We start from the raw sequence: 20489 nt of genomic DNA, 5'->3' as shown, positions 1-20489 counted from the left end.
CGATGCACGCGTTTCCTCTAGCTTTGCCATCGGGAGAGCGTGCGTCGAACAAGAGACACATGTGCCCAATGCATTGCCTAACCAAGAAGTGTCAACACCGTACGTGTCGACATCTCGTTTATTAAATGCGAGGAAGGCATGCGTCGGGGAAGGAGGGCTACGGTCGGTCGAATTGAGGGCCATGATGCAGCGTCGCGTTTGTCAACAATCCGCTGTAAGAACATGTCAGAAAAGACGGATTCGTTACGCTGAATCATGGAAGAATATGGCAAGTAACGCTCGTCCAATGACGTTTCAGCGATTGGGGCCGGTCGCCGCATCCGGTTTTCGAAGCCTCGGTGTTTGGGCCGATTAATTAGATGTTGGGTTTGTGGTGGATTTCGAGGCGGCGCGTCGCTTTTTCCAGATTTGGCCCGCATATTCTGGACGTTTTGACCATTCATCGAGGAATGGTTGGTACTCCGGAATGTCCGTCCAGAAGCGACCATGCGGGCCTTCACGCGTTACTTTCTTTTCGGCATAGTCGGCGCCTTTTTGACTGGCTTCGATCGACGCAATCATTTGGTCGAGTTGGACCGCCATTCGTTTCGCTTTGTCTGGGCGAGACGCAAACAAATCGTTCGACTCGGTTTTGTCTGCCTTGAGATCGAATAGCAGGTACCTACCGGACCCGACTTTTTCTTGCACGATTTTTAAGTCGTTGTCGATCAGTGCCGCTTTGCGTTGGAAGTGAAAAGGGATCGGTTTACCGCGACGTTCCACTTCATGGTCGAGTTCATGGTCGAGTTCATGGTCGAGCAGTGGTTTGAGGCTGATGCCATCGCGTTGAGGCAGCATGAGTTCTTCGGGCAACTGCAGCAGGTCGACGAGCGTTGGGAAGATGTCCATCGTCGATGCGGGGAACGAGGTGACACGGTGCCTGACTCTCGCGGGCCATTCAATGATAGCGGGGACGCGGATGCCTCCCTCCCAAATGCTGCCCTTGTTACCGCGAAGTCCGCCTACGGAGTCGTGTCCGACGCCCGGGAGTCCGCCGTTGTCGCTGCAGAACCAAACCAGCGTGTCGTGTTCTACTCCAAATTCTCGCAGGCCTTCACGGAGTGCGCCAATGCTTCGGTCCATCGCGACAATCTCTCCGTGATGGTGTGCCGATCTGTCTTTTTCTCCTGCAACTTGATCGTAGGGGAATGCTTCCCAAGGGCTGTGCGGCGAGCCGTACCAAATGACAGTAAAGAAGGGGCGCCCTTCGCTGACCGATTGGCTGATGTGCTTGAGTGCTTCACCGACGATGATCTCGGACGAATCGCCATGGAACTCTTCAAATTCACCCATCCGGCTCATGATCGGATTCATGTCGAAGAAGTTGGTGACGGTCAGCCAATGATCGAAACCGAAACGCCCCGGGTGGTAGGGATCGGAGGCGAGAACCGGCACACCCGGACCTCGGACACCGTTGAGATGCCATTTGCCAAAATGACTTGTCGCATAGCCTGCCGCCTGCATCGCTGAGGCGAGCGATCGTTCTTGTCGATGGAGTGCGTATCCGTGGGAAAGCACACCGGTGCGGTTGTGGGTGCGTCCGGTCAAGACACTCGCACGCGTCGGCGAACAGACCGGACCGGCGGCGTAAAACCTATCCAACCGTAAACCGCGAGCCGCCATCGCGTCGAGGTTGGGCGTCTGGAGAATGGGATGCCCGTAGTATCCGGTTTGCCCCCAACCTAAATCGTCCGCCATCACCAGCACGATGTTGGGACGCGGTGCCGATTCCGCCAATGTCCCGCTACCCATCGCTTGGAAAAGTACGAAACCGAAGGCGATTATTCGAACGAAATTGGCAACGAGCTTCATCAGATCGCATTCCATGAGCGAGGAGATTGTGTCAACATCGGGGCGTTGCGAGGAAAACGGGGGTCTCGGTTGCCGCCCGCAGTGATCAGCTTAGCGACTCCTGCGGCGGCACGTATGGCTCCGGATTGACCTCGCGAAACAGTAACGCCCGATTGGAACGCGGCCGTTTTGTCGCAACAATTCCAAGGTTGATTGGACCGCGTCGACCTCGAGTCCATCGGCTCGTATAACAATCGATTGCAAAACGCGTTCAATTACAATTCTGCTGGTCGGGCGGCCCCGCTCGATGCCAACAGCAATCCTGCCTTCTTATTACCGACTGGCGACACACATGATTGATTCCAGCACAAAACTGGATCAGATTAGGACCGAAGTATCCCGATATGTCGTCGGACAGCAGAATTTGGTTGACCGTTTATTGCTGGCGATGCTGTGCAACGGGCATGTGTTGTTGGAGGGGGTGCCGGGAATCGCGAAGACCCTGACGGTGAATTGTCTCGCCAGTGCGGTGCAGGCTCAGTTCAGCCGGATTCAATTCACACCCGATTTGCTGCCGGGCGATTTGACCGGAACGTTGGTTTACGACCCGAGGAACCACACGTTTACCCCTGAGAAGGGGCCGGTTTTCGCGAACCTCTTGTTGGCCGACGAAATCAACCGTGCTCCCGCGAAGGTGCAGTCTGCGTTGCTCGAAGCGATGCAGGAAAAGCAGGTTACCCTCGGCAAAGAAACTTTCGATCTTCCGTCGCCCTTCCTCGTGCTCGCAACACAAAACCCGATCGAACAGGAAGGGACTTACGCCCTGCCGGAAGCTCAGGTCGATCGGTTTATGTTCAAACTCAAAGTCGGGTACCCCTCGATGGATGATGAACTCGTCATCATGCAGCGGATGGCGAAGACGGAAGCCAAGATCGATATCCATCCTGTCTTGTCGATCGAAGAGCTAACCCAAATGCGTGCTGTTCTCGATGGGACGTTTCTTGATGAGAAGGTGCAGAAATACATCATTCGTTTAGTTGACTGTACCCGGCATCCGGCAAACTACAATTTGGATATCGATCGGTACGTGCGTTTCGGTGCGTCCCCCCGTGCATCGATCTATCTGTCGCTCGCTGCTCGTGGTCACGCCATGATGAGTGGACGCGACTACACGGTTCCCCAAGACGTCAAAGACATCGCGCACGATGTGCTTCGTCATCGTTTGGCGATCACGTACCGCGCCGAAGCCGACTCGGTGACGTCGGATGATCTGCTCGATCAAATGCTCGACGCGGTGCCAGTGGTTGAGTCATGATTACGGAGTCTGTTGCTGAATCCGATTCCAGGCTTTCGCTCTTAGAACTGCAATGCCGACGCCCGGTCGAGCACTTGTTGGCCGGAGAGTACCGTTCGATCTTCCGCGGTCAGGGAATCGAGTTCGAAGACGTTCGCCGTTACCAACCAGGCGACGACGTGCGGTCCATGGACTGGAAAGTCACCGCCCGCACCGGTGAGCCACATATCAAGAGGTACATCGAACAACGCGAACAGTTTCTGTACCTTTTGGTCGACGTGTCGGCGTCGATCGTGGAGTCTCCTGATGGACGAAAGCGGGCGACGATGGTCGAGTTGGCTTCTTTGCTGACGATGGCGGCGATCCGCAACAACGACCGGGTTGGACTGATTTTGTTTTCCGATCGTGTCGAGTTGGTGATCCCGCCGGGGAAGGGGCGACGCCATGCTTTGCGGATCATGGATACGTTGTTGAATTTTGAACCAAAGGGGCGCACCACCCATTTCGAGACCGTGCTCGGACGGTTCGGCCACATGGCACGTAAGCATTCCGTTGTTTTCGTTCTTTCTGATTTCCTGGCACCCGACTATCTCGAAGAACTGCGAGCACTCGCCGGACGTCACGACGTCAATGCAGTGAACATTCTCGAGCCACCGGTTTCCACAGAATCGATCACCGAGTTGGTGCACATGCAGGACACCGAAACCGGTGATCATCGCTATGTCGATTTAGCTCGCACGCGAAAGCAAGATCGCCCGCACCATGTAGACCTCCAGGAAGAAATGCTGCAGTGCGGAATCAGCCTGATGGAACTCGCCGTGGGAGAGGACTGCGTGAACGCTCTGGCCGGTTTCTTCCATGCTCGCCAACGTCGCATTGCCGACGAGACGGGAGGTTGAGCGTGGCGAGACTCTTTCAAGCGATCTTCGCTGCATGGCTCCTTGCCTTCTCAGGTGGCGTTGCCACACCGTCGTTGGGATCCGAAAACGCTGGCGATGATAAGGATTACGCCGGGCCCGCACACGGGATCGTTGCGAGCTTTCACCCGGAGCAAGCTCGTCCGGGTGACGTCGTTGAGTTTCGTGTCGAGATGATTCGTGACGAATGGGGCCAGTTCGAACTGCACGTGCCATCCCATTCAGAATTGCATTCGATTGCCGTTGAAAAAGTCCCGGTGGAAATCGACGGTGACCGGTACCGGCAACGAGAGAGTCTGCTCTTTCAACCGGTCGCATCCGGAACAATGATTGTTGGCGACGCTTTCGTTTCGCTGACCACAACGAGCGGGGTAGAAGAAATGCAGCTACCCGAACTGAGACTGGAGGTGCTGCCGTTTGAAAAGGCCGGGCTGTCGAGCACGCCGGAGCCGTTTCCGCTAGACGAAGAAGGCGAAACTCGATCGACGCAGTTCGCCGGAACGGTCGCAGCAGTTCTCGGTGTTGTTGCTGTGGCGTTGTTCTTTTGGTTGATACGCCAGAACCATCGTTCCATAGCGGTCGTTGAATCCATGCCCGATGAATCGAGTCCCGAAGAGCAAATTGAGCGATTGAGGTCGGGGGAGATGACGCAGTGCGAGCTAGAGTCTTTGCTGCACGATTCAAATTTCGAATTGTCTTCCCAAACACGCTCCGCGATCGAACGGTCTTTGTATGCGAAGAACCGCGCTGCTGCTGATTTGGCTGCGATGATCGAAGCGGAGGTGCGGACATGAGTTTTGCCTATCCGTGGTTCTTGCTGCTCCTTCCTGTGCCTGCGATCGCAACCTTCGCATGGCAGCGCAGCCGCGCGACCCTTGCTGTGCCATCGTTGCAGTTATGGAACCATGCCCATTCCGGGAGGGCTCGCTATCTTTGGATTCCACCTGCGCTTCGCGTGGTCGCGATGACACTGTTGGTGGTTGCGTTAGCCCGTCCGCAAGCCGGTTCGACACATACGACTCAGGTCAACGAAGGCATCGCGATTGAGTTGCTGATTGATGTCAGCAGCAGCATGGCGATGAATATTCAGTTGTCCGATCAAGAACAAACGACACGTATGGAGGTCGCCAAGGAATTAGTCGAACGATTCATCGCGGGTGACGGTGACGAACTGAGTGGACGTGAGGGGGACCTTTTGGGGCTAGTCACGTTTGCTCGCTACGCCGATACACGCAGCCCGCTAACGTTTGGGCACGACGCGTTATTGCAACTCGTCCGATCGCTCGAGATTCAAGAGCGTCCGAACGAAGACGGCACCGCGTACGGTGACGCGTTGGCGGTCGCTGCGGCGCGTTTAGAACAGTTGGATGATCCTGAAGTTCGCGAACGCCGCAGTCTCGAGGGAGAAATTTCTAGTCGGGTGATCATTCTTCTGACCGACGGGGAGAACAACTCCGGTCAGCACTTGCCGGTCGAAGCCGCGGGGTTGGCGAAAGAATGGGGGTGCCGCGTCTACTGCATCAGTCTCGGCGATCACGCACCGACTAGTCCGGGGGCGTCAATGCCGCATGATTTATCCGAGGCGGAACGGGTTCTCGAGCACATCGCGATCGAAACGGGAGGGTTGTTTCGAACCGCGTTTGACTTCGACTCCTTGTTGTCGGTCTACGCGGAAGTGGATCAACTCGAACAGTCGCGAATTGTGACGCGGAACTACACGCGAATTGCTGAATTGTTTTGGCTACCGCTCTTGGCGGCATTGTTCGCGCTGATTCCCGCGTTCGTTATCGAAGCCACTTGGTTACGGACGGTGCCATGAGCTTTTTTGCGTTTCAAAATCCTGCCCTGTTGGTCTTGTTGGCGATATGGATTCCCGTCGGATGGTTGATTCGACGTGCGGCGCTGCGTCGTCTGCATGCGGGCAGAAAACTCGGAGGTTCGACGCTGCCCTCTTCGAAATGGCGTGACCGGTTGCGATTGTTCGCGTTGTTATTGCTGCTTCTCGCGGTTGCTCGTCCGGGAATTTCGCCTCGCCGGCATTCGGTGACGCAGAGCGGACGTGACGTGGTGTTTGCACTGGATGTATCGCAAAGCATGCTCGCTCAAGATGCGTTTCCTTCGCGACTCGAAGCGGCTAAGAACGGCATCCGCGACGCGCTCGACAGCTTTCGTTCCGAGAGAGTTGCATTGGTGGTCTACGCGGGTAGTGCGAATATCCTTTGTCCGTTGACGCACGACTATGAGTTTGTTCGCTACATGCTCGATCAGGCGACACCGCGAACCGTCGATTTCGGTGGCACGACTCTGCTTTCAGCGACTGAAAAAAGCGTCGACAACGTTTTCGAATCTGAACGCAAAGGTATGCAGGATCTCGTCGTTCTGACCGACGGCGAAGAACACGGCGATCAAAACCAGAGGGTGGCCGAACCGCTGAAAGAAACCGAAACCGGATTGCTCATCGTCGGTATCGGAGATCCCACATCCGGTTCGCGAATCCCGATCGAATCCGATTCGGAAGAGCCGACAGTTTTGAAGCACGAAGGCCAAGTCGTGATTACCAAACTGAACGAGACGGGCCTACGTGAATTGGCGAGATTGTCGGATGACGCAACCTACATTTCGGCGGGAACCTCCGCGTTTGATCTGGCCGGTGAATACTCGCGATACGCGTTCGACAAACCCAGCGCGGGCACGTCGGGAGGTGAGACCTACGTCGTCTATCGTGAAGTCGGGCCGCTGTTGATCGCAATCGCATTGGCTGCATTGCTTGCCGGTGAACTCGCAAAATGGTTTTCCTCGAACCGGCAAGCAAGTCGCGGGGCATTCTCTGTGCGCCCGGACGCTACGCCACCGGCGAGTTTAATCGTCTTTGTCGTCTCTCTGTCGTTCTCGTGTATCGCGAGAGGTGAGGATCCCGCTGCATTGAGTCCATTTGACCAAGCCATCGCCCTACAACGCGACGGAAAAGCGGTGGATGCACTGGAGATCTACGGGACGCTTCATTCGGATTCCGCTCTTACCCCTGCGCAAGCCTCGGTCGTTCATTTCAATGAAGGTTTGTGTCACCTTTCGGTTGCTGCCGAGCAAGCAGAAGCAGATCCGCGCCAAGCACTTTCTCAGGCGAGAATTGCACAGATCCGTTTCCTCGAAGCGTGCCGTATGAATTCGAACTTCAAACGAGCCGCGATGCAATTGGACCCCACGGCAACGTTGATCACCGAGTACATCGCGCAGATCGAGGAGGAGGATGAGCGTCAGCAGCAGCTCCAACAGCAGATGCAAGACCTACTGAAACTGCTCGAAGAACTCAAAGAGAACCAGACTGAATTGCGAGAGTCGGTTCCAGGTCGTCCCAGCCGCAATTCGCGATCGAAAAATCAGCAACAAGAAAAGACGCCGCCTGATACCGTGGACGCGAAGACCGAATCGCAACAGTTCATGCAGACGCAAAAGAATCTGCATCAGGAAGGCGTGTCGATCCGCGAAATCATGCAGTCGCTCGACCAATCCCTGGCGAACCCTGACGCTGAACAGTCGTCCGATTCCGCCATTTCGAAACGATCGAATGAACCACCCGAAGTGAGCGTGCTTCAGGAACCACTGCGTTTGATGGACGAAGCCGTTGCGGCTCAGTATTCAGCGATTGGCAAACTTCAGCAACGCAGCACTTGGCCGGAAAGCCGGGATCAGCAACTCATCGCGATTCGGAAGATTCAAGAAATCATCGAGATGCTATCGAGTAACGATTCGAGCGACTCTGACGAAGGCGAGTGGGACGACGAAGCCGATTACGACGAGATGATGGAAGCCAGTGAATCCGAAGAGGCCATGATGTCGTCCATGCAAGGGCAGGGAGATTTTGCGAGCGGATCCGCTATGCAACCACTTCCTGTGCCGAACTACAGCGTCGAGGACATCTTGATGGAGGAGCAAGGCAGCCTGCAGTTTCGGCAACAGCAGCGTGCCAAGAGCAATCAAGCCAACGTGGAGAAAGATTGGTAATGATCTATCTCCTCTCGCTTATTCGAAATGACGTGAATCGCTCGTTGCTGCGTAGGCTTCACTCGACGCTGAAAACACTCGCGAACGTTCTTGTCGTGTTGGTGTTGGCCACGCCTTCTGCGTGGGCGCAAGAAGACAACTCCGCCGCATCAAAGCCCCCTCCCGGACAGGTTTCCGATTCAGCCGCCCAGGATGAAGCATCGTCTGCGGATTCCGAAGAGGCGGTTCAAAGGGAGGTGCGAGAGGTAACGCTCGAGTTCGATCAGGAAACGTGGTTCACCGATGTTGTGGCGACGGCGACCGTGCCACTTCCCGAGTCGGTTGAACAACCGGAAGAATTCCCCTTCGATGACGATGTTTCGGTCATCGATATTTCGATCGCTGCGAAAGGTCGCGGTGGCGAGGCTCATGAAGCGGTTGTTCGTTTCCTGCCGCGCCACGCGGGACTCTGTACATTCCCGAGTCTGGAATTTATTTCCGAGTCGATCGCATATCGCACTCCTAGCACGCAGTTCATCGTTAGTGAACCGCAGCGCAGCGAAGAGATGAGTTTCGAGTTGACTCCCGCGTCCCAATCCGTGTTTGTGGGAGAACCGCTTCGCATCGACGTATCATGGTCGAGCCGTGAACAGACGACTCGGTTTCGTTCGCTGCGTTGTTTTCCTCCATTCTTCAATGACGATAACGTGGAAGTTGTCATACCGCGTTGCACCGCGGAAGAAGACAACCAGATGGGGATGCCATTTGGCGGCCGGCGCATCATCGTCGAAAGACAACCGCCCAAAGAGCAGCCGTCACAATTTGGCGATGTGCGGTTTCCTCTTTTTGTGCGTTTTCGTGAGCCCGGACGATTCGAGCTGCCTGCCGTTCGGTTGGAAATTGCTTTGAGGAACGGTAACGGTGGTGCCTTCGCTCCGTACGCTGCCTACTACAACAACGGACTCTTCGAGCCCTTGTCGTCGCTGTCTTCGTATGAACGCGTCTATGCGGAATCGACTCCATTGACGATCGAAGTCAAACCACTGCCGGCAGCCAACCGATCAGAAAGGTTCAGTAATCTTTTCACACCTTGCGAGATCGAAGTTTCGATCCCAAAACGTGAACTGGAAGTCGGGCAGGTCGTGGAGGTGGATTTGAGGATTCGCAGCGACGCGCCTCATGGAATGCTGGAATTGCAACCGCTGACTCTTCAGCGGAGTTTGCGAGGACGATTTCACGTTTCGCCGGAGTTCGGCCGGACTTGGTATCCCGACGGAACCGGATTTCGCGCACGAGTGCGTCCCCTCACAACCGACGTGACTGCATTTCCATCCTTGCAGATACCTGTCTTCGATAGCGAACGCGGGGAGTACCGCGACCTTCAAACGACTGCGATACCTTTGAAGGTCAATCCTTATGAAGGCAATCAGTTCTTCGACGTACGGAGATTGATTACGGAACCAACGCTCACCGAACAACCTGACGGGATCTGGCACAACGCACGACCAACAATTATGACTGACTTCATGAATCGACTTGCTGGCGTTTTGGCGGAGTACATGTTTGTTTGGTTAGCCCTCGGAGTAGCGGTATACGCGGTCGCGCTCCCATGGGTGAGAGAGAGACGGCGACGGGCCATTGATCCCCGCTACCGACGTCAAGCACTCGCATACCAACGTCTCAAAAGCATCCCGGAAGGGACACAGGAAAAATGGTTTGCGTTCCGCAGTTTCTTGGCAACCGGATTCTCCGTGCCGGAGGAAGCGTGGACGCATGGCAACGCACGGCAACGATTAGCAGAACTCGATCTTTCCGACGACGAGATCAGTCTGATCGAACAGCTCCATAACGAATCGGATCGTTTGGATTTCTCGGAGCAGAAGCCTGGTTTTGCCATTCCAAGTTTGAATCATCTCGCCGACCGGCTGTTCCGCAAATTCCGGCAGATGCCTGCGATGTTGACAATCGCGTTGGCGCTTGTTTCATCTACGGCGCAGGCGTCGCAGTGGGAGGAAGCTGAGAACCTTTTCGATCAGGCTTTGGAGTCCACGCCCGGTTTGCCTGAAACTAATGCGCTGTACACACAGGCGGCGTTGAAGTTCGAAGACGCTGCGGAAACGGAGTCACGATCGGGAGCATCTTGGTTTAACGCGGGAAACGCGTGGTTCCAATCAGGAGAACTCGGTCGGGCGATTGCCTGCTATCGACAATCCCAGATCTATCTTCCGTTTGATCAGGACGTGCGAGAGAACTTGCGTGCCGCACGTGCGTTGACCGTAGACGTGCTCGAGGGCGGCAGTTCCTTCCGGTTGCGATCGCTGCCACTGCGATGGATCTGTGCCGCGATGGTGCTGGCTTGGTTCGCGCTACTCGCTACCCTGTTGCTTCACGAACGCTATCGCAATCTCTTTACCAAGGCCGGCGGTATTGTTGCTGCAGTCGTTGTCGTGGCGACGGCAGGCCTCGCCGTGAACGCCTATCAGTATTCAGGAAGCGAAGGCGTTGTGATTGTCTCCGAGGTCTACGGACGCAAAGGCCCGTCCTACACGTACAACACCGCGTTCAACGAATCACTACATGACGGTCTCGAATTTCACGTTCGATCTCGCCGAGAGGATTGGTTGGAAATCGAATTGGCCGACGGACGTCGATGCTGGGTTCCGCAAGCCGAGACGCGATTGATATTCAACCGCCGTCTCTAAGGCATTTTGAAATTTGACGTGTTCGATCCCTGTAATTGAATTCGCCAGGATTCGCGCCATCGAAGTCTAGCAATGGGGCATCAACGGCTGCAGAAACTACTTAACAGGATCTTCGAGCGGCATCACTTCGACTTTGCGAATCTGCACCTTGCTTCCTGGATCGTGTTGTTGAAAAGCAAAGTGACCGGCGGGGTAGGTTTTGTCGAAATCCATGTATTCGTAAAGCTCAACGCCATCGACTGTTACTCGGATTCGAGTCATCTCACGTCCACGCCACACGGAATCGGCAACCTCGATTTCGTATGTGAACCATGTGTCCGGTTTGACCAGTTGCCGATAGACGTGACAGAACCCATACAACGATCCGGTGCGGATCGGATCGCGATGCGTGCTGTCAACCTGAGCCTCGTAGCCATCCATGAACCCCGGTTTACGCGTCGTACGGAAGTAAACCCCCGAGTTCCCACCGTCATTGATCTTTACTTCCACACGATACCGAAAATTCTTGTATGGCCCCTTCGTAGAAACCAGCATCGACTGACTACCCGACCCCGTCAAAGCCCCATCGACCACCTCCCAGTAGCTATCGTCCTTCCCAACCTTCTCCCACCCCTCCAACGACTCCCCATCAAAAAGCGAGATCCACCCCGGGGAGGCTACGGCGTCCGACTCCAGCGTTTCATTTGCACAACCACTGGAGCATTGCAGCGTCAGAAAAGAGGAAACCAAACCAAAGCAAAAACACGTCAGCAATCGCATCGACATCAATCGGCTCTCTCTCGTGGAAACAAGCAACAGAAACTACCGACGAAATTGCTTTCTGCCGGTATCTCGCTGATTGTAATTGATTGCCGACAAGGCGAAGCCAATCCGCTCGATATTTTATGCGAGTGAACCGGTATGCAGGTCGACCACATCTAGCCCTTGCAAATCTCTTGTCTTCTTTCGAAACGTGCCATGCGGATATCTATGGCACCACGTTGCGTAAGACTGGTTCAGGACGCTGGCAAAGAATGGTCTCATGTGAGATTGGCGTAGCGGAGCTACTTTGAATGAGGTGTTTCGATATGGATAAGCACTTGAACAGGAAGGCCTATCGGGAGATGAATACTATCTGGTTCGAGATCAACCCAAACGCGGCGGCTAAACGTATCGTTTCGTTCCCCAGCCCACTGCCCGTAAATCTCCTTTGGCTGCATCCAAGGTTCAATTTCTGCGATCTTGCCGAGTGCGATAACCCCTTCCGCACTGTCGCTGCTTACTTCACAACCTTGGCCACACGCCACTTTTAACGCATCGAATTCATCGATGTCCACAATCACTCGTTGGTTCTTGTCATTGCACATGACAATCAGAGGAGGGGAATTTGGGGCGCCTACTAGTTCCCCTATTTGGCCGTTAATTTCGAGTATTGTCCCTGAGACCGGTGCACGGATTTCGGTCTTACTAAGTCGCTCTTGAGCGAGCATTTTGTTTGCCTCAGCGGCACGAACCAACGCGACTGCGACGCTTAGGTCTTCCGCTCTTGCGGGAGCGACGAGTGTTGTGAGTCGATTTCGCGATGCCTCCGCCAATGCTTTCAGCGATGCGTGATTGAACCGGATTTCCTCTAGTTCTTGCTCGCTTATCGCTGTTTTTTTGTTCAGCCTGAGTGCGCGTTTTAGTCGTGCCGATGCACTGTCTAGCCTAGCAGTCGCTGCCTCAAACTCTAGTCTCGCAGTCGCGATTTCACTCTGTCGAGCACCATTCTCGAGACGTTCTAATTCTGCCTGCCGTTGCTGAACCATTGCGGAAGCAAGTTGCAGTTCATATTGCATTGCGTCTCGGTCAAGGGTTGCGAGCAGGTCGCCCGCTTCGACCTGATCACCTCGTCGAACGTGGATTTCGGTGATCGGTTCTATCACTTGCGGCTGTAACTCGATTTCTTCTGTCTGGCCCGTGATTCGCCCTGGAGCACGAATTGTCAAACGAGCCGACGGTTTGCAAGTGCTGACCAAAGACGACTGAGGGATTGCGGGTTGCTGTCGTTTGTTCTCAACAATTGCGAGGCCTACACAGCAGATGAACATCGTAAAGACAACTGCCTTTGTTTGACTCATCTCAATCTCCCATTTTCGATCTCGCAGATTCGATCTGCGAATTCGGAGATTCGAGGATCATGAGTCACCACAACGGTAGCAGAGTTGGTCGCCTGCAATAACTCTCGAAGCAGGACCATGACTTCGTATCCTGATTGGCGATCAAGAGCCGCGGTAGGCTCGTCTGCCAGGAGCAAGCGTGGTGAGGAAACCACCGCCCGGGCGAGCGCAACACGTTGGCATTGTCCCGGACTCATTTGAGTTGGAAGCTGGTCGCGGTGCATCTCCAAGCCAACCCTAGCGAGGATCTCTGTCGCCATTAAACGAGCTTCTTGAAGGGAGTGACCTTGTAGCGAAAGTGGCACCGCGACGTTGTCTTTTGCTGATAGGCCGCGGATCAGTTGAAATCGTTGAAACACGAACCCGATGTTGTTGCGACGAAGCTTTGTTCGCTCTGCGACGTTCAACTGATCCGCCCGTTGTCCTGCGAGATGGATCTCGCCTTCATCAGACTCGAGCAGACATCCAATGATCGAGAGCAATGTGCTCTTTCCGCTTCCTGATGGCCCTGACAAGAACACACATTCACCTGCATCGACATGGAAATCGACACCGTCGAGTACCCAACGTTTTTCACCACCGATGGAATAGCCCTTTCGGACGTTGGTCGCGGTCAGCACTCGTTCCTGTTTATCAGTGATTCCGGGACTTGTTGATCTAGCTGCGAGCGGATTATCGCTCAACGGAAGATAGGAGCTGCTTGCTGTGTGACCCAATCCATTAGGTGCGTCGGGCACGAAGTTCAAATTTGTCATTGATTTCTAGCCCTGAAGGATCGAGTGAGGGTCAACTTTTCGAACTCGAAGGTAAGGCAAGCCGGATGCCGCCAAGCAAATGACAAAGACGATCACGGCACTGCCCGCATAAAGTCCCTGTGAGAACATGATTTCTGCACGCGGTGTACTGAATAGAAATCGAATCAAGACACTCAACGCAATTCCGATGACGATGCCCACGATTGCAACCAATGAACTTTGGGCGCCAAGGAGTAGCAGGATCTCCGCTTCCTTCGATCCGAGTGCTTTAAGCGTCGCGAATTCACTAATCCGGTCCAACACCATCGCGTAAAGTGTTTGGGCGACCATAACCAATCCTACGAGCAATCCCAATGCGGTGGCTGCGCCGAAGCTGAGCCCCAATCCGGTGCGGGTGAGCCAATAATTGATGCTCATGTCGGCAAACTCCTCTGACGTCATCGCCGAAACATCGTCGAGTCTGCGACTAATTTCATCGCAAACTATTTGTGCGTCGACACCCGGTTCTGTCCTGACTAGAAAATAGGATGTCATCGTCGGGTCACCCCCCGAGAATTCAACTGAACGGTCATACGTCGTAAACACGTATGGAGTGACCAGAAAGCTGAGTACGCCGTAGCACTTGCCACTGACTACCGCCCGACTCGCACCGATCTCTCGAACCGATCCAATCTTGGGATCCATGAGTTTTGCGTCATCACAAACGTCGACAACGACGCCATCGACGTGATCAAGTGCCTCTTGTGGTCCCTGTTGAATCTCGTATGCACGACCAAGATCGGTGCCCGGTTTGAGTCCAACAATCATCGTTCCCTCGTGACCACCATTGGGGAGCGATATCTCCGAGAACGCGATACGCATCGGTTGGGCTTCTTGGACCCCCTCAATACTGCGAATCCGGTGGATCCAACGCTCTGGAATATCATGTGGGAAGTCCACGTTGTGCATGCCGCGGTGGCCAACCCAGATGTCGGCATTGCTCTCGTCAACCAACAGGCTGGCTTTTCGGATCAGACCAAAGAACAGGCCGCCTTGAATGTTGACCAGTACTACCGAAAAAATGACGCCTACGAGACCGGCCAGGAGCTTTCCCCTGTCGTGAAAGAGAGTGCGGAACGCGATATTCCAAAGCATGGCACTCAAATGAGTCGTAGGGGAACGTGATACCTAGAGCATAAATCTGATATCGGTCTTATTGCGAGACAACTTCATTTGCTTTCTCGATCACGATGGGAACTAATTTGTTTTGGGTGAATTGACCAGCTGTTGAACACTGGTTCCGGATATTTCGGATAAACACCACATTGGTTTTATCGTTGATTTTTCCGTTCGAGGTTTCTGACACGTAGTTCCAGTTGTTCGATCCGGCGATGCAAACTCAGAACCAGTTGACGCAGATCTTTCTCATTCATCCCAGGCGGTTGAGAGACGTCTGCGGTCACTGATCCACTTTGCTGAGAAGGAATAAAGGGGGTGGGCTCGCTGGTATCTGCGGGGATCCATGCTTGCAGTTGTTGAATCGTATCTTCGATTTGTTCTTCTATCAGTGGTACGGTGGGATGCTTGTCGCCCAGATTGGACCGGGTGCGTTTCAGATTTCTTAGATTCTCCGCGAGTTGGCGTCCTCTGTCCGTCAACAATGCTGCGGCAGGGACATCAATGTCGAAACTCGATGTCCCAGGCGTCAGAGGTGGCGTCCCAGGCGCCTGGGAATGGACGGTTGAGATGCCTAGGGCCGCAAAAACTAATAAAGTTGCGCCGGATAAATAGAACGTTGTGTTGTTGCTTGCGTTTTTAGGCATGATTGTTTTGTAATTGCGAAAGGATGGCTAAATACAGATCCAATAGACAAAGAATTTGCAATACTCTATCCAAATCGGGCTGAACGTTTCAGCGCTTTGGGAGGGGGAGGTTGCCGAGTACACCTGGATACTAACGTCGCCGGTGTAGACTCTTTGAAAGCAAAGCTTGGCTCGTCTGGTATGCGGGCTTGATGTCACAACCGCAATGCGTTTTAACGCAGGGTGCATGCGTTTCATGCCGACTGCCTCACTTCGAGAGCTGAAGAGATCGCCTTCAACCGGATCAATCAGAAGAATTTTCGAGGCCGGTACGCCGAAGAGACCGAGATAGTCAATCTCTCGTTGCAGACGCGTATCGTTGCGTTTTCGGATGAAGTTGTACCCGGATGTACGCTGCTCATTGAGCAGAGAGATCGTCTTGACTCGACGCATGTGGTACAGATCGGCCGCAGCACGCAACCTTTCCCATATCGCTTCGCCATCAGCCATCACATAAGCGATATCAGCCCGTGTCGCCTCGTCATGAACGTGGAGCGGCAAGATGCAGATGCCACGAATCGTCGCTGACGACGTGGCAAGCCACATAGCAATGAACAGGCCAACAAGGACGTAGCATCTGCGTCGCCACCGTGCGGCATCGTCTGAGTGTATTACAGGCAACTGCTTTGCGAACGGTTGAATTGATAAAAAGAATGGATCTGCTCAGACGCCTTTGGAATATAATCTCGCATTCAGATGGCATGGTTGTGATAATGCGGGGCTAAGCGTCGAGCAATTGCATAGCACTATCATTGACTGAACAACTGCTGAATCCCATAAGTGAAGAATGAGAAAATGCCAAAGTTAAGCGCCTCTTCACAGCAACTGTAACGCAACAGGAGCTTATCGCCGGATTGAACGAGCAGCCGATCTCGGTCGCACTTGATCGCCTGCTCGAGATCAACACGAATGCTGTATTCGTTTCCGTTTTCGCATTCTCGAAAGATGAAAAGTTCCGTTGGGATGACCCCAGTTGAACCCGGGCCGATTCCGCCCCCTCCTGAACTGGCTCCGTTGCCATAGGAATATCCCGCGATTGCCATGGCTTCAAAGATGTCTACGTCGTAATCGCGAGGTAGCAGATGCTCACCTCCAGGCAGCAGGCCGGCGGTGTAAAAGACCTCCGTATCTCGGTTGGCGATATATACAATGTCACCATCGTTGAGAATCACATCCTCGGGGCTAATCGCAACCGGCGTTCCACGCTCAACACGTAGTGGAATCGTCTTGGAGGGCCGGGTGAACTGTTCGTCGTAACTCAACTCCAATTCAGCGTTCGGTGGAAACATATCGGAGTCGATAAGGTAACCACTTTGGAATTGGTCCACCGTTGGTCGACGATAAACTCGAACTTCGTTTTTCGCCTTGAGCCCAGGGAGCCCTCCGCTGACTAGCAATGCGTTCAACACATCGTTTTTGTATGCTGGCAATTGATAGATGCCCCCATTTGCGTCCTCGTAGTTGACTCGGTCACTGCTCTCTCCCGTGTCTTCGCGCACCACCATCACGCTGATTTGGCGCGGATGGATGAGTGTGACGATCGGCTGGGTTGCTTTGACCGTGAGAACTTCTTCCTCTTCGTAACGCCGTTTCAGCAGATCAGCCGCTGCGAGCATCGTAAGTCCTCGCAAGCTCACTCTCCCGATTATCGGCAAAGTCACAATACCGCCTTCCTGCACCACGACCGGCACGCCCACTGCTGGGCCTTGGTCCTGATCGCCATCAGGAAAGTGAACGGGGGGAAGTTGAGGCGGGTCACCTTTTGCGTAGAAAGGAAGTACGCCTTCGATTACCAGCCCCAACGTGTCACCCTCATCAATTCGGTATGCGTCGGGGCGCGGTTGGCTCAGAAGCGAGACATCAATCGGTACCAAATTGCGTTTGGACTTCGCAAAATATGCCCGCGAGAGTTCGTCCGAAGGCGTAGCGTCTACTGAAAAGGTAAGCGTGCTGCAACCCGTGGTGACGAGAAGGGTAACCAGCAGCAGACTTCCCGCGGAAGCGATCACACGGTGGTGGGTAGTCTGAATCGACATGTCTGCGTCCCTGCAAGCGTTTTCAAACCGGGAGGTACCTAAAATTCCATTCTTAGGTCAGTTGAACCGCTCCCATAGTGTGATGAATCGTCTCAGGCGACGGATGGAATGCGAGCATTCTCGAGGGCTATCACATCGAGAGTAGGTAGAAGCATCGGTTCAACCCGGAACATTCGGACAGTCGCTACAGTCGTTGCCGATTTGGACGCGGAGAGTAAGAAGGTGTCCGCGGGGAAAAAATTACGATCTTGAGTTGGCGGAGCTGACTCAAAGAGAACGTTGCCATGTCTACAGGACGCGATTCGGTACTTGCGAAGAGCTGCGAGTTACCGTCATGGAATGCCCCGCACGATGCTCGGGCCTATCAACTTTGTCAGCCAGACAGGTAATCGTTGCCAGACCTGGACGAGTTTTTGTTTGCTTCCCACGTCGGCACGCATGTCATTTGGGTCACCTTTGCGTACGTAGTATTGCCAGCAAGCAGGGTGTGGCTTTGCTCCCCATTGAGCTTTGAATTTGTAAGTGCCGCTTCCTTCGCTCGATCGCCCAAAGTCGAAAGTATGGCTGCCCTTCTCAATGGCGCGTCGCAAAAGGTTGCGATACATCAGCATGTTTGCGTTAGTGCGATTGAATTCTCGCAAGCAACTCGCGCTCGGTACTTCGGTGCATCCCAATCGATGCACCAGTAGTCCACTCGCGATCGCTCGCCCATCTCGTCGGACGACGCCAAATTCCGCATTGCCCTCGAATTGCTTGATAATGCACTGGAATAGCTTTTTTGCGAAGACTGGTGTTCCCAGGTCTCGCATGTTGTGGGCGAACACGGAATAGAAATCATCGATCAACTCAGCACCGCCAAACTGAACGGTCAAGTTGTGTTCATTCGACTTTCTAATTTGGCTGCGAAGTTTTGATTTGAACGAGCGGTTCAGTTCCTCATCCGTTTCCGGAAGAGCAAGTCTCATGTGCACTTTGTCGTTGCGTTCAAAATTGAACTTTCCGTGCACAATCGGTGTTTCGTGCCGGAGTTCGAGGTACTTCACATCGAGTTCGTCAGCTAGTTTACAGGCTTCGTCGATGAGTTCCTGCGCAATGTTCGTTGTCCTTGCCCACACGCCTCCCGTGTTCAGATAGGGCAGGCTAACTAAGAAACGTCCAAATATCGGCCCCTGTACAAGAATCAGTGGCAGCAGCCCCTCTAGGCGACCATCGACAACCGTCTTCAATAGATACGCAGAATGGTCTAGTCCGCTCGTGACGCTTTCTAGCCACGCGGATTGATGTCCGAGTAACCGCGTGCGTTCCAGGGCATCGCGATTAGCCTCATCGAAGCGAGGCCATTGGCACGGCCACGACTGGCGAATGACTTCTACAGGTACATCTTGACCTCGTTCATTTGGCAATGGTGTTTGGTCCGCGTGAAAATGTTGGTCGATGGGCGAATGTGTGTAACTCGATTTCATGGTAGTGCGCCTCCCCCGGAAGTATGGTTCGGTCGTGGCGTTATATCAACCTGGTTGATATTGCTTGGGATTTATACTTGTGAACGCAAATGGGCTGTTGTGGTGTGTTTTTGCGGTGCTGTTTTTAAGGCGAGTAGAGGACCGAACCGTAATGATGCGCCCTCCTGGCCTGCGGGAATGAACCAGGTGTTTGTGAATATTGGCAGGGCGGGGTTCTGCTTGGTGTGATGCAAGTTCCATAAAGGGTAGGCAGATGCACTCAAATAGCGGAGCAGTACCGACATTCGCCTTGCCGCCAAAACGGATTTGTTGGAGGTACAAACCAAATCAAGGCGATAACTGTGAATGGACGAGACGATTGGGGCCTCCCTTTTGCGCCGGTCAATCGCCTTTCCATTCAATCTTCTCTGCGGCTACTCGCCGCCAAGGCAATGTCCTATCCAATGAAACAAGCACGCGAAGCAGGTGACGTATGCCGACGTGCCAACGTTGGTGCTGGCACGGTTTGGATGGATCGCCTGCCCATGATTGGCTCGAGCGTTTCATGCCGGACGGCACGAACGCGAATCGATTATGAGGCAGCGTTCAGTCTGCTGCAGCGACGTTATCAAGAAGTGGGGTTGGCAGAGGCTCATCGTGACAGTCCAGTGATGAGAGTGTTACCCTACCACCTGACGCGTCAATCGCAGGTTTTTGTCGCGAGCGTTGATGGACGCACCATCGGTACCGTCACCCTCGTCCTCGGCAACGTGGGCAATTTACCAATGGAACGAATGTATCCAGGAGTCGTCTCGAGATGGAAGCGGTTCTACCGACTTGGCGAACTGGCTTCGCTCGCGATCGATCCTCGGTTTGCCAAGCCACGTGTTGCCTTCATGGAATTAACAAGACTCGCCTCTGCTTTTGCGCAGCACCACGGACTTGATAGTCTCGCGGCGGTAGTTCATCCAAGGCATGCGAAGTTTTATACGCACGCCTTAGGGTTCCAAGTCATCGGAGCTGAGAAGAGGTGCGACCTAGTGGGAGGGCGCCCAGGAGTTCCCGTTCAGGGTAGCATCAATCGTCCATGTAACGCGAGCACACGGTTAAGTCGCTTCTACACCAATTGCGATCACACCACCAATGAACTCATGCATCGGCCCATGCGAGAGATCGACCAAATTTACTTCCGTCGTTGGTGTGGGAACCCGCGATTCCAAGCACCGTCGATTGGCTCCGCCCGTCGCCAACGTGCCGCGTAGGTCGCTTTCGAAGAGTTGTATGCTTTTGACGATAAGAACCTACGCGAAAACTTATCAGCCGATCGGCGTTAGCCGCGGTTGACACAAGACAACCGGGGCGCCCCCCCGCAGACTAATCAACTTGCCGAGATTTTCGGGTAGCTTCCAAGCCGATCGCTCGCACGTCTTAGGAGAGAGCAATTTCCCGATACTGCTCGACCATTTTCCGCATTCGAACTTCGAAAGAAAAGTGCTGCTCGACAGTCTTCCGGCCTTCAGCCCCGAATCTTCTCATGCGGCCAGGATCGTGTA

16 protein-coding genes are annotated in these 20489 nt (G+C 54.0%); 7 read left to right on the top strand and 9 right to left on the bottom strand.

The window, feature by feature from the left end:
* Positions 1–351: 351 nt before the first annotated feature.
* Positions 352–1851, bottom strand: a complete 1500-nt coding sequence (locus RSSM_RS13940; protein ID WP_144059803.1) for a sulfatase family protein — start codon at positions 1849–1851, stop codon at positions 352–354.
* 286 nt (positions 1852–2137) lie between these two features.
* On the opposite strand from RSSM_RS13940, the gene RSSM_RS13930 reads away from it, so the two are divergent.
* From RSSM_RS13930 to RSSM_RS13905, 6 genes are read left to right on the top strand one after another with little or no spacing between them, the layout of a single operon-like run.
* Positions 2138–3145: an AAA family ATPase gene (locus RSSM_RS13930; RefSeq protein WP_236621146.1), complete on the top strand. Its 1008-nt coding sequence runs from the start codon at positions 2138–2140 to the stop codon at positions 3143–3145.
* A complete protein-coding gene (locus RSSM_RS13925; RefSeq protein ID WP_008679743.1) occupies positions 3142–4023 on the top strand; it encodes a DUF58 domain-containing protein in 882 nt (293 codons plus the stop codon). The genes RSSM_RS13930 and RSSM_RS13925 overlap by 4 nt, the downstream gene beginning before the upstream one ends.
* A gap of 2 nt (positions 4024–4025) precedes the next feature.
* Positions 4026–4835, top strand: coding sequence for a hypothetical protein (locus RSSM_RS13920; RefSeq protein WP_008679742.1), 810 nt, complete (start codon positions 4026–4028; stop codon positions 4833–4835).
* Entirely contained in the window at positions 4832–5860 is a 1029-nt protein-coding gene (locus RSSM_RS13915) for a vWA domain-containing protein (protein WP_044302532.1), read from the top strand. Before RSSM_RS13920 ends, RSSM_RS13915 begins: the two co-directional genes overlap by 4 nt.
* Entirely contained in the window at positions 5857–8043 is a 2187-nt protein-coding gene (locus tag RSSM_RS13910; protein WP_008679737.1) for a vWA domain-containing protein, read from the top strand. The genes RSSM_RS13915 and RSSM_RS13910 overlap by 4 nt, the downstream gene beginning before the upstream one ends.
* 32 nt (positions 8044–8075) lie before the next feature.
* A complete protein-coding gene (locus tag RSSM_RS13905; RefSeq protein ID WP_236621145.1) occupies positions 8076–10724 on the top strand; it encodes a hypothetical protein in 2649 nt (882 codons plus the stop codon).
* A gap of 96 nt (positions 10725–10820) precedes the next feature.
* On the opposite strand, the gene RSSM_RS13900 is transcribed toward RSSM_RS13905, so the two are convergent.
* From RSSM_RS13900 to RSSM_RS13865, 8 genes are all read right to left on the bottom strand, one after another.
* Positions 10821–11483: a 3-keto-disaccharide hydrolase gene (locus RSSM_RS13900; protein ID WP_390174056.1), complete on the bottom strand. Its 663-nt coding sequence runs from the start codon at positions 11481–11483 to the stop codon at positions 10821–10823.
* A gap of 284 nt (positions 11484–11767) precedes the next feature.
* A complete protein-coding gene (locus tag RSSM_RS13895) occupies positions 11768–12823 on the bottom strand; it encodes an HlyD family secretion protein (RefSeq protein ID WP_008679727.1) in 1056 nt (351 codons plus the stop codon).
* Positions 12820–13482: an ABC transporter ATP-binding protein gene (locus RSSM_RS13890; RefSeq protein ID WP_008679725.1), complete on the bottom strand. Its 663-nt coding sequence runs from the start codon at positions 13480–13482 to the stop codon at positions 12820–12822. Before RSSM_RS13890 ends, RSSM_RS13895 begins: the two co-directional genes overlap by 4 nt.
* Positions 13483–13623: 141 nt before the next feature.
* Positions 13624–14751, bottom strand: a complete 1128-nt coding sequence (locus tag RSSM_RS13885; protein WP_008679723.1) for an ABC transporter permease — start codon at positions 14749–14751, stop codon at positions 13624–13626.
* Between the two features lie 176 nt (positions 14752–14927).
* The gene (locus RSSM_RS13880; RefSeq protein WP_144059802.1) at positions 14928–15419 is read right to left on the bottom strand and encodes a hypothetical protein; all 492 of its coding nucleotides are present in this window, start codon (positions 15417–15419) and stop codon (positions 14928–14930) included.
* A gap of 27 nt (positions 15420–15446) precedes the next feature.
* Positions 15447–15959 carry an ElyC/SanA/YdcF family protein gene (locus RSSM_RS13875; RefSeq protein WP_236621144.1) on the bottom strand — a complete coding sequence of 171 codons (513 nt, stop codon included), beginning with the start codon at positions 15957–15959 and terminating at the stop codon, positions 15447–15449.
* A gap of 248 nt (positions 15960–16207) precedes the next feature.
* The gene (locus tag RSSM_RS13870) at positions 16208–17494 is read right to left on the bottom strand and encodes a polysaccharide biosynthesis/export family protein (RefSeq protein ID WP_044302530.1); all 1287 of its coding nucleotides are present in this window, start codon (positions 17492–17494) and stop codon (positions 16208–16210) included.
* A gap of 332 nt (positions 17495–17826) precedes the next feature.
* Positions 17827–18957: a FemAB family XrtA/PEP-CTERM system-associated protein gene (locus RSSM_RS13865; RefSeq protein WP_081613782.1), complete on the bottom strand. Its 1131-nt coding sequence runs from the start codon at positions 18955–18957 to the stop codon at positions 17827–17829.
* A 443-nt stretch (positions 18958–19400) separates the two neighbouring features.
* Between RSSM_RS13865 and RSSM_RS13860 the strand changes: the two genes are divergently transcribed.
* Positions 19401–20198: an N-acyl amino acid synthase FeeM domain-containing protein gene (locus RSSM_RS13860; protein WP_144059801.1), complete on the top strand. Its 798-nt coding sequence runs from the start codon at positions 19401–19403 to the stop codon at positions 20196–20198.
* The last annotated feature ends 291 nt before the right edge of the window (positions 20199–20489 follow it).

Source organism: Aporhodopirellula sallentina SM41 (assembly GCF_000346505.1).
GTDB classification, from domain to species: Bacteria; Planctomycetota; Planctomycetia; order Pirellulales; family Pirellulaceae; genus Rhodopirellula; species Rhodopirellula sallentina.
The sequence above is the reverse complement of the archived record's forward strand: the minus strand, read 5'-3'. Positions and strand labels throughout refer to the sequence as shown.

Bases quoted from the DNA above. Each gene is read 5' to 3' on its own strand.
- RSSM_RS13870 (WP_044302530.1), bottom strand. From the start codon at position 17,494: ATGTCGATTCAGACTACCCACCACCGTGTGATCGCTTCCGCGGGAAGT.
- RSSM_RS13910 (WP_008679737.1), top strand. From the start codon at position 5,857: ATGAGCTTTTTTGCGTTTCAAAATCCTGCCCTGTTGGTCTTGTTGGCG.
- RSSM_RS13900 (WP_390174056.1), bottom strand. From the start codon at position 11,483: ATGCGATTGCTGACGTGTTTTTGCTTTGGTTTGGTTTCCTCTTTTCTG.
- RSSM_RS13880 (WP_144059802.1), bottom strand. From the start codon at position 15,419: ATGCCTAAAAACGCAAGCAACAACACAACGTTCTATTTATCCGGCGCA.
- RSSM_RS13930 (WP_236621146.1), top strand. From the start codon at position 2,138: ATGCCAACAGCAATCCTGCCTTCTTATTACCGACTGGCGACACACATG.
- RSSM_RS13885 (WP_008679723.1), bottom strand. From the start codon at position 14,751: ATGCTTTGGAATATCGCGTTCCGCACTCTCTTTCACGACAGGGGAAAG.
- RSSM_RS13925 (WP_008679743.1), top strand. From the start codon at position 3,142: ATGATTACGGAGTCTGTTGCTGAATCCGATTCCAGGCTTTCGCTCTTA.
- RSSM_RS13895 (WP_008679727.1), bottom strand. From the start codon at position 12,823: ATGAGTCAAACAAAGGCAGTTGTCTTTACGATGTTCATCTGCTGTGTA.
- RSSM_RS13940 (WP_144059803.1), bottom strand. From the start codon at position 1,851: ATGAAGCTCGTTGCCAATTTCGTTCGAATAATCGCCTTCGGTTTCGTA.
- RSSM_RS13860 (WP_144059801.1), top strand. From the start codon at position 19,401: ATGAAACAAGCACGCGAAGCAGGTGACGTATGCCGACGTGCCAACGTT.
- RSSM_RS13915 (WP_044302532.1), top strand. From the start codon at position 4,832: ATGAGTTTTGCCTATCCGTGGTTCTTGCTGCTCCTTCCTGTGCCTGCG.
- RSSM_RS13865 (WP_081613782.1), bottom strand. From the start codon at position 18,957: ATGAAATCGAGTTACACACATTCGCCCATCGACCAACATTTTCACGCG.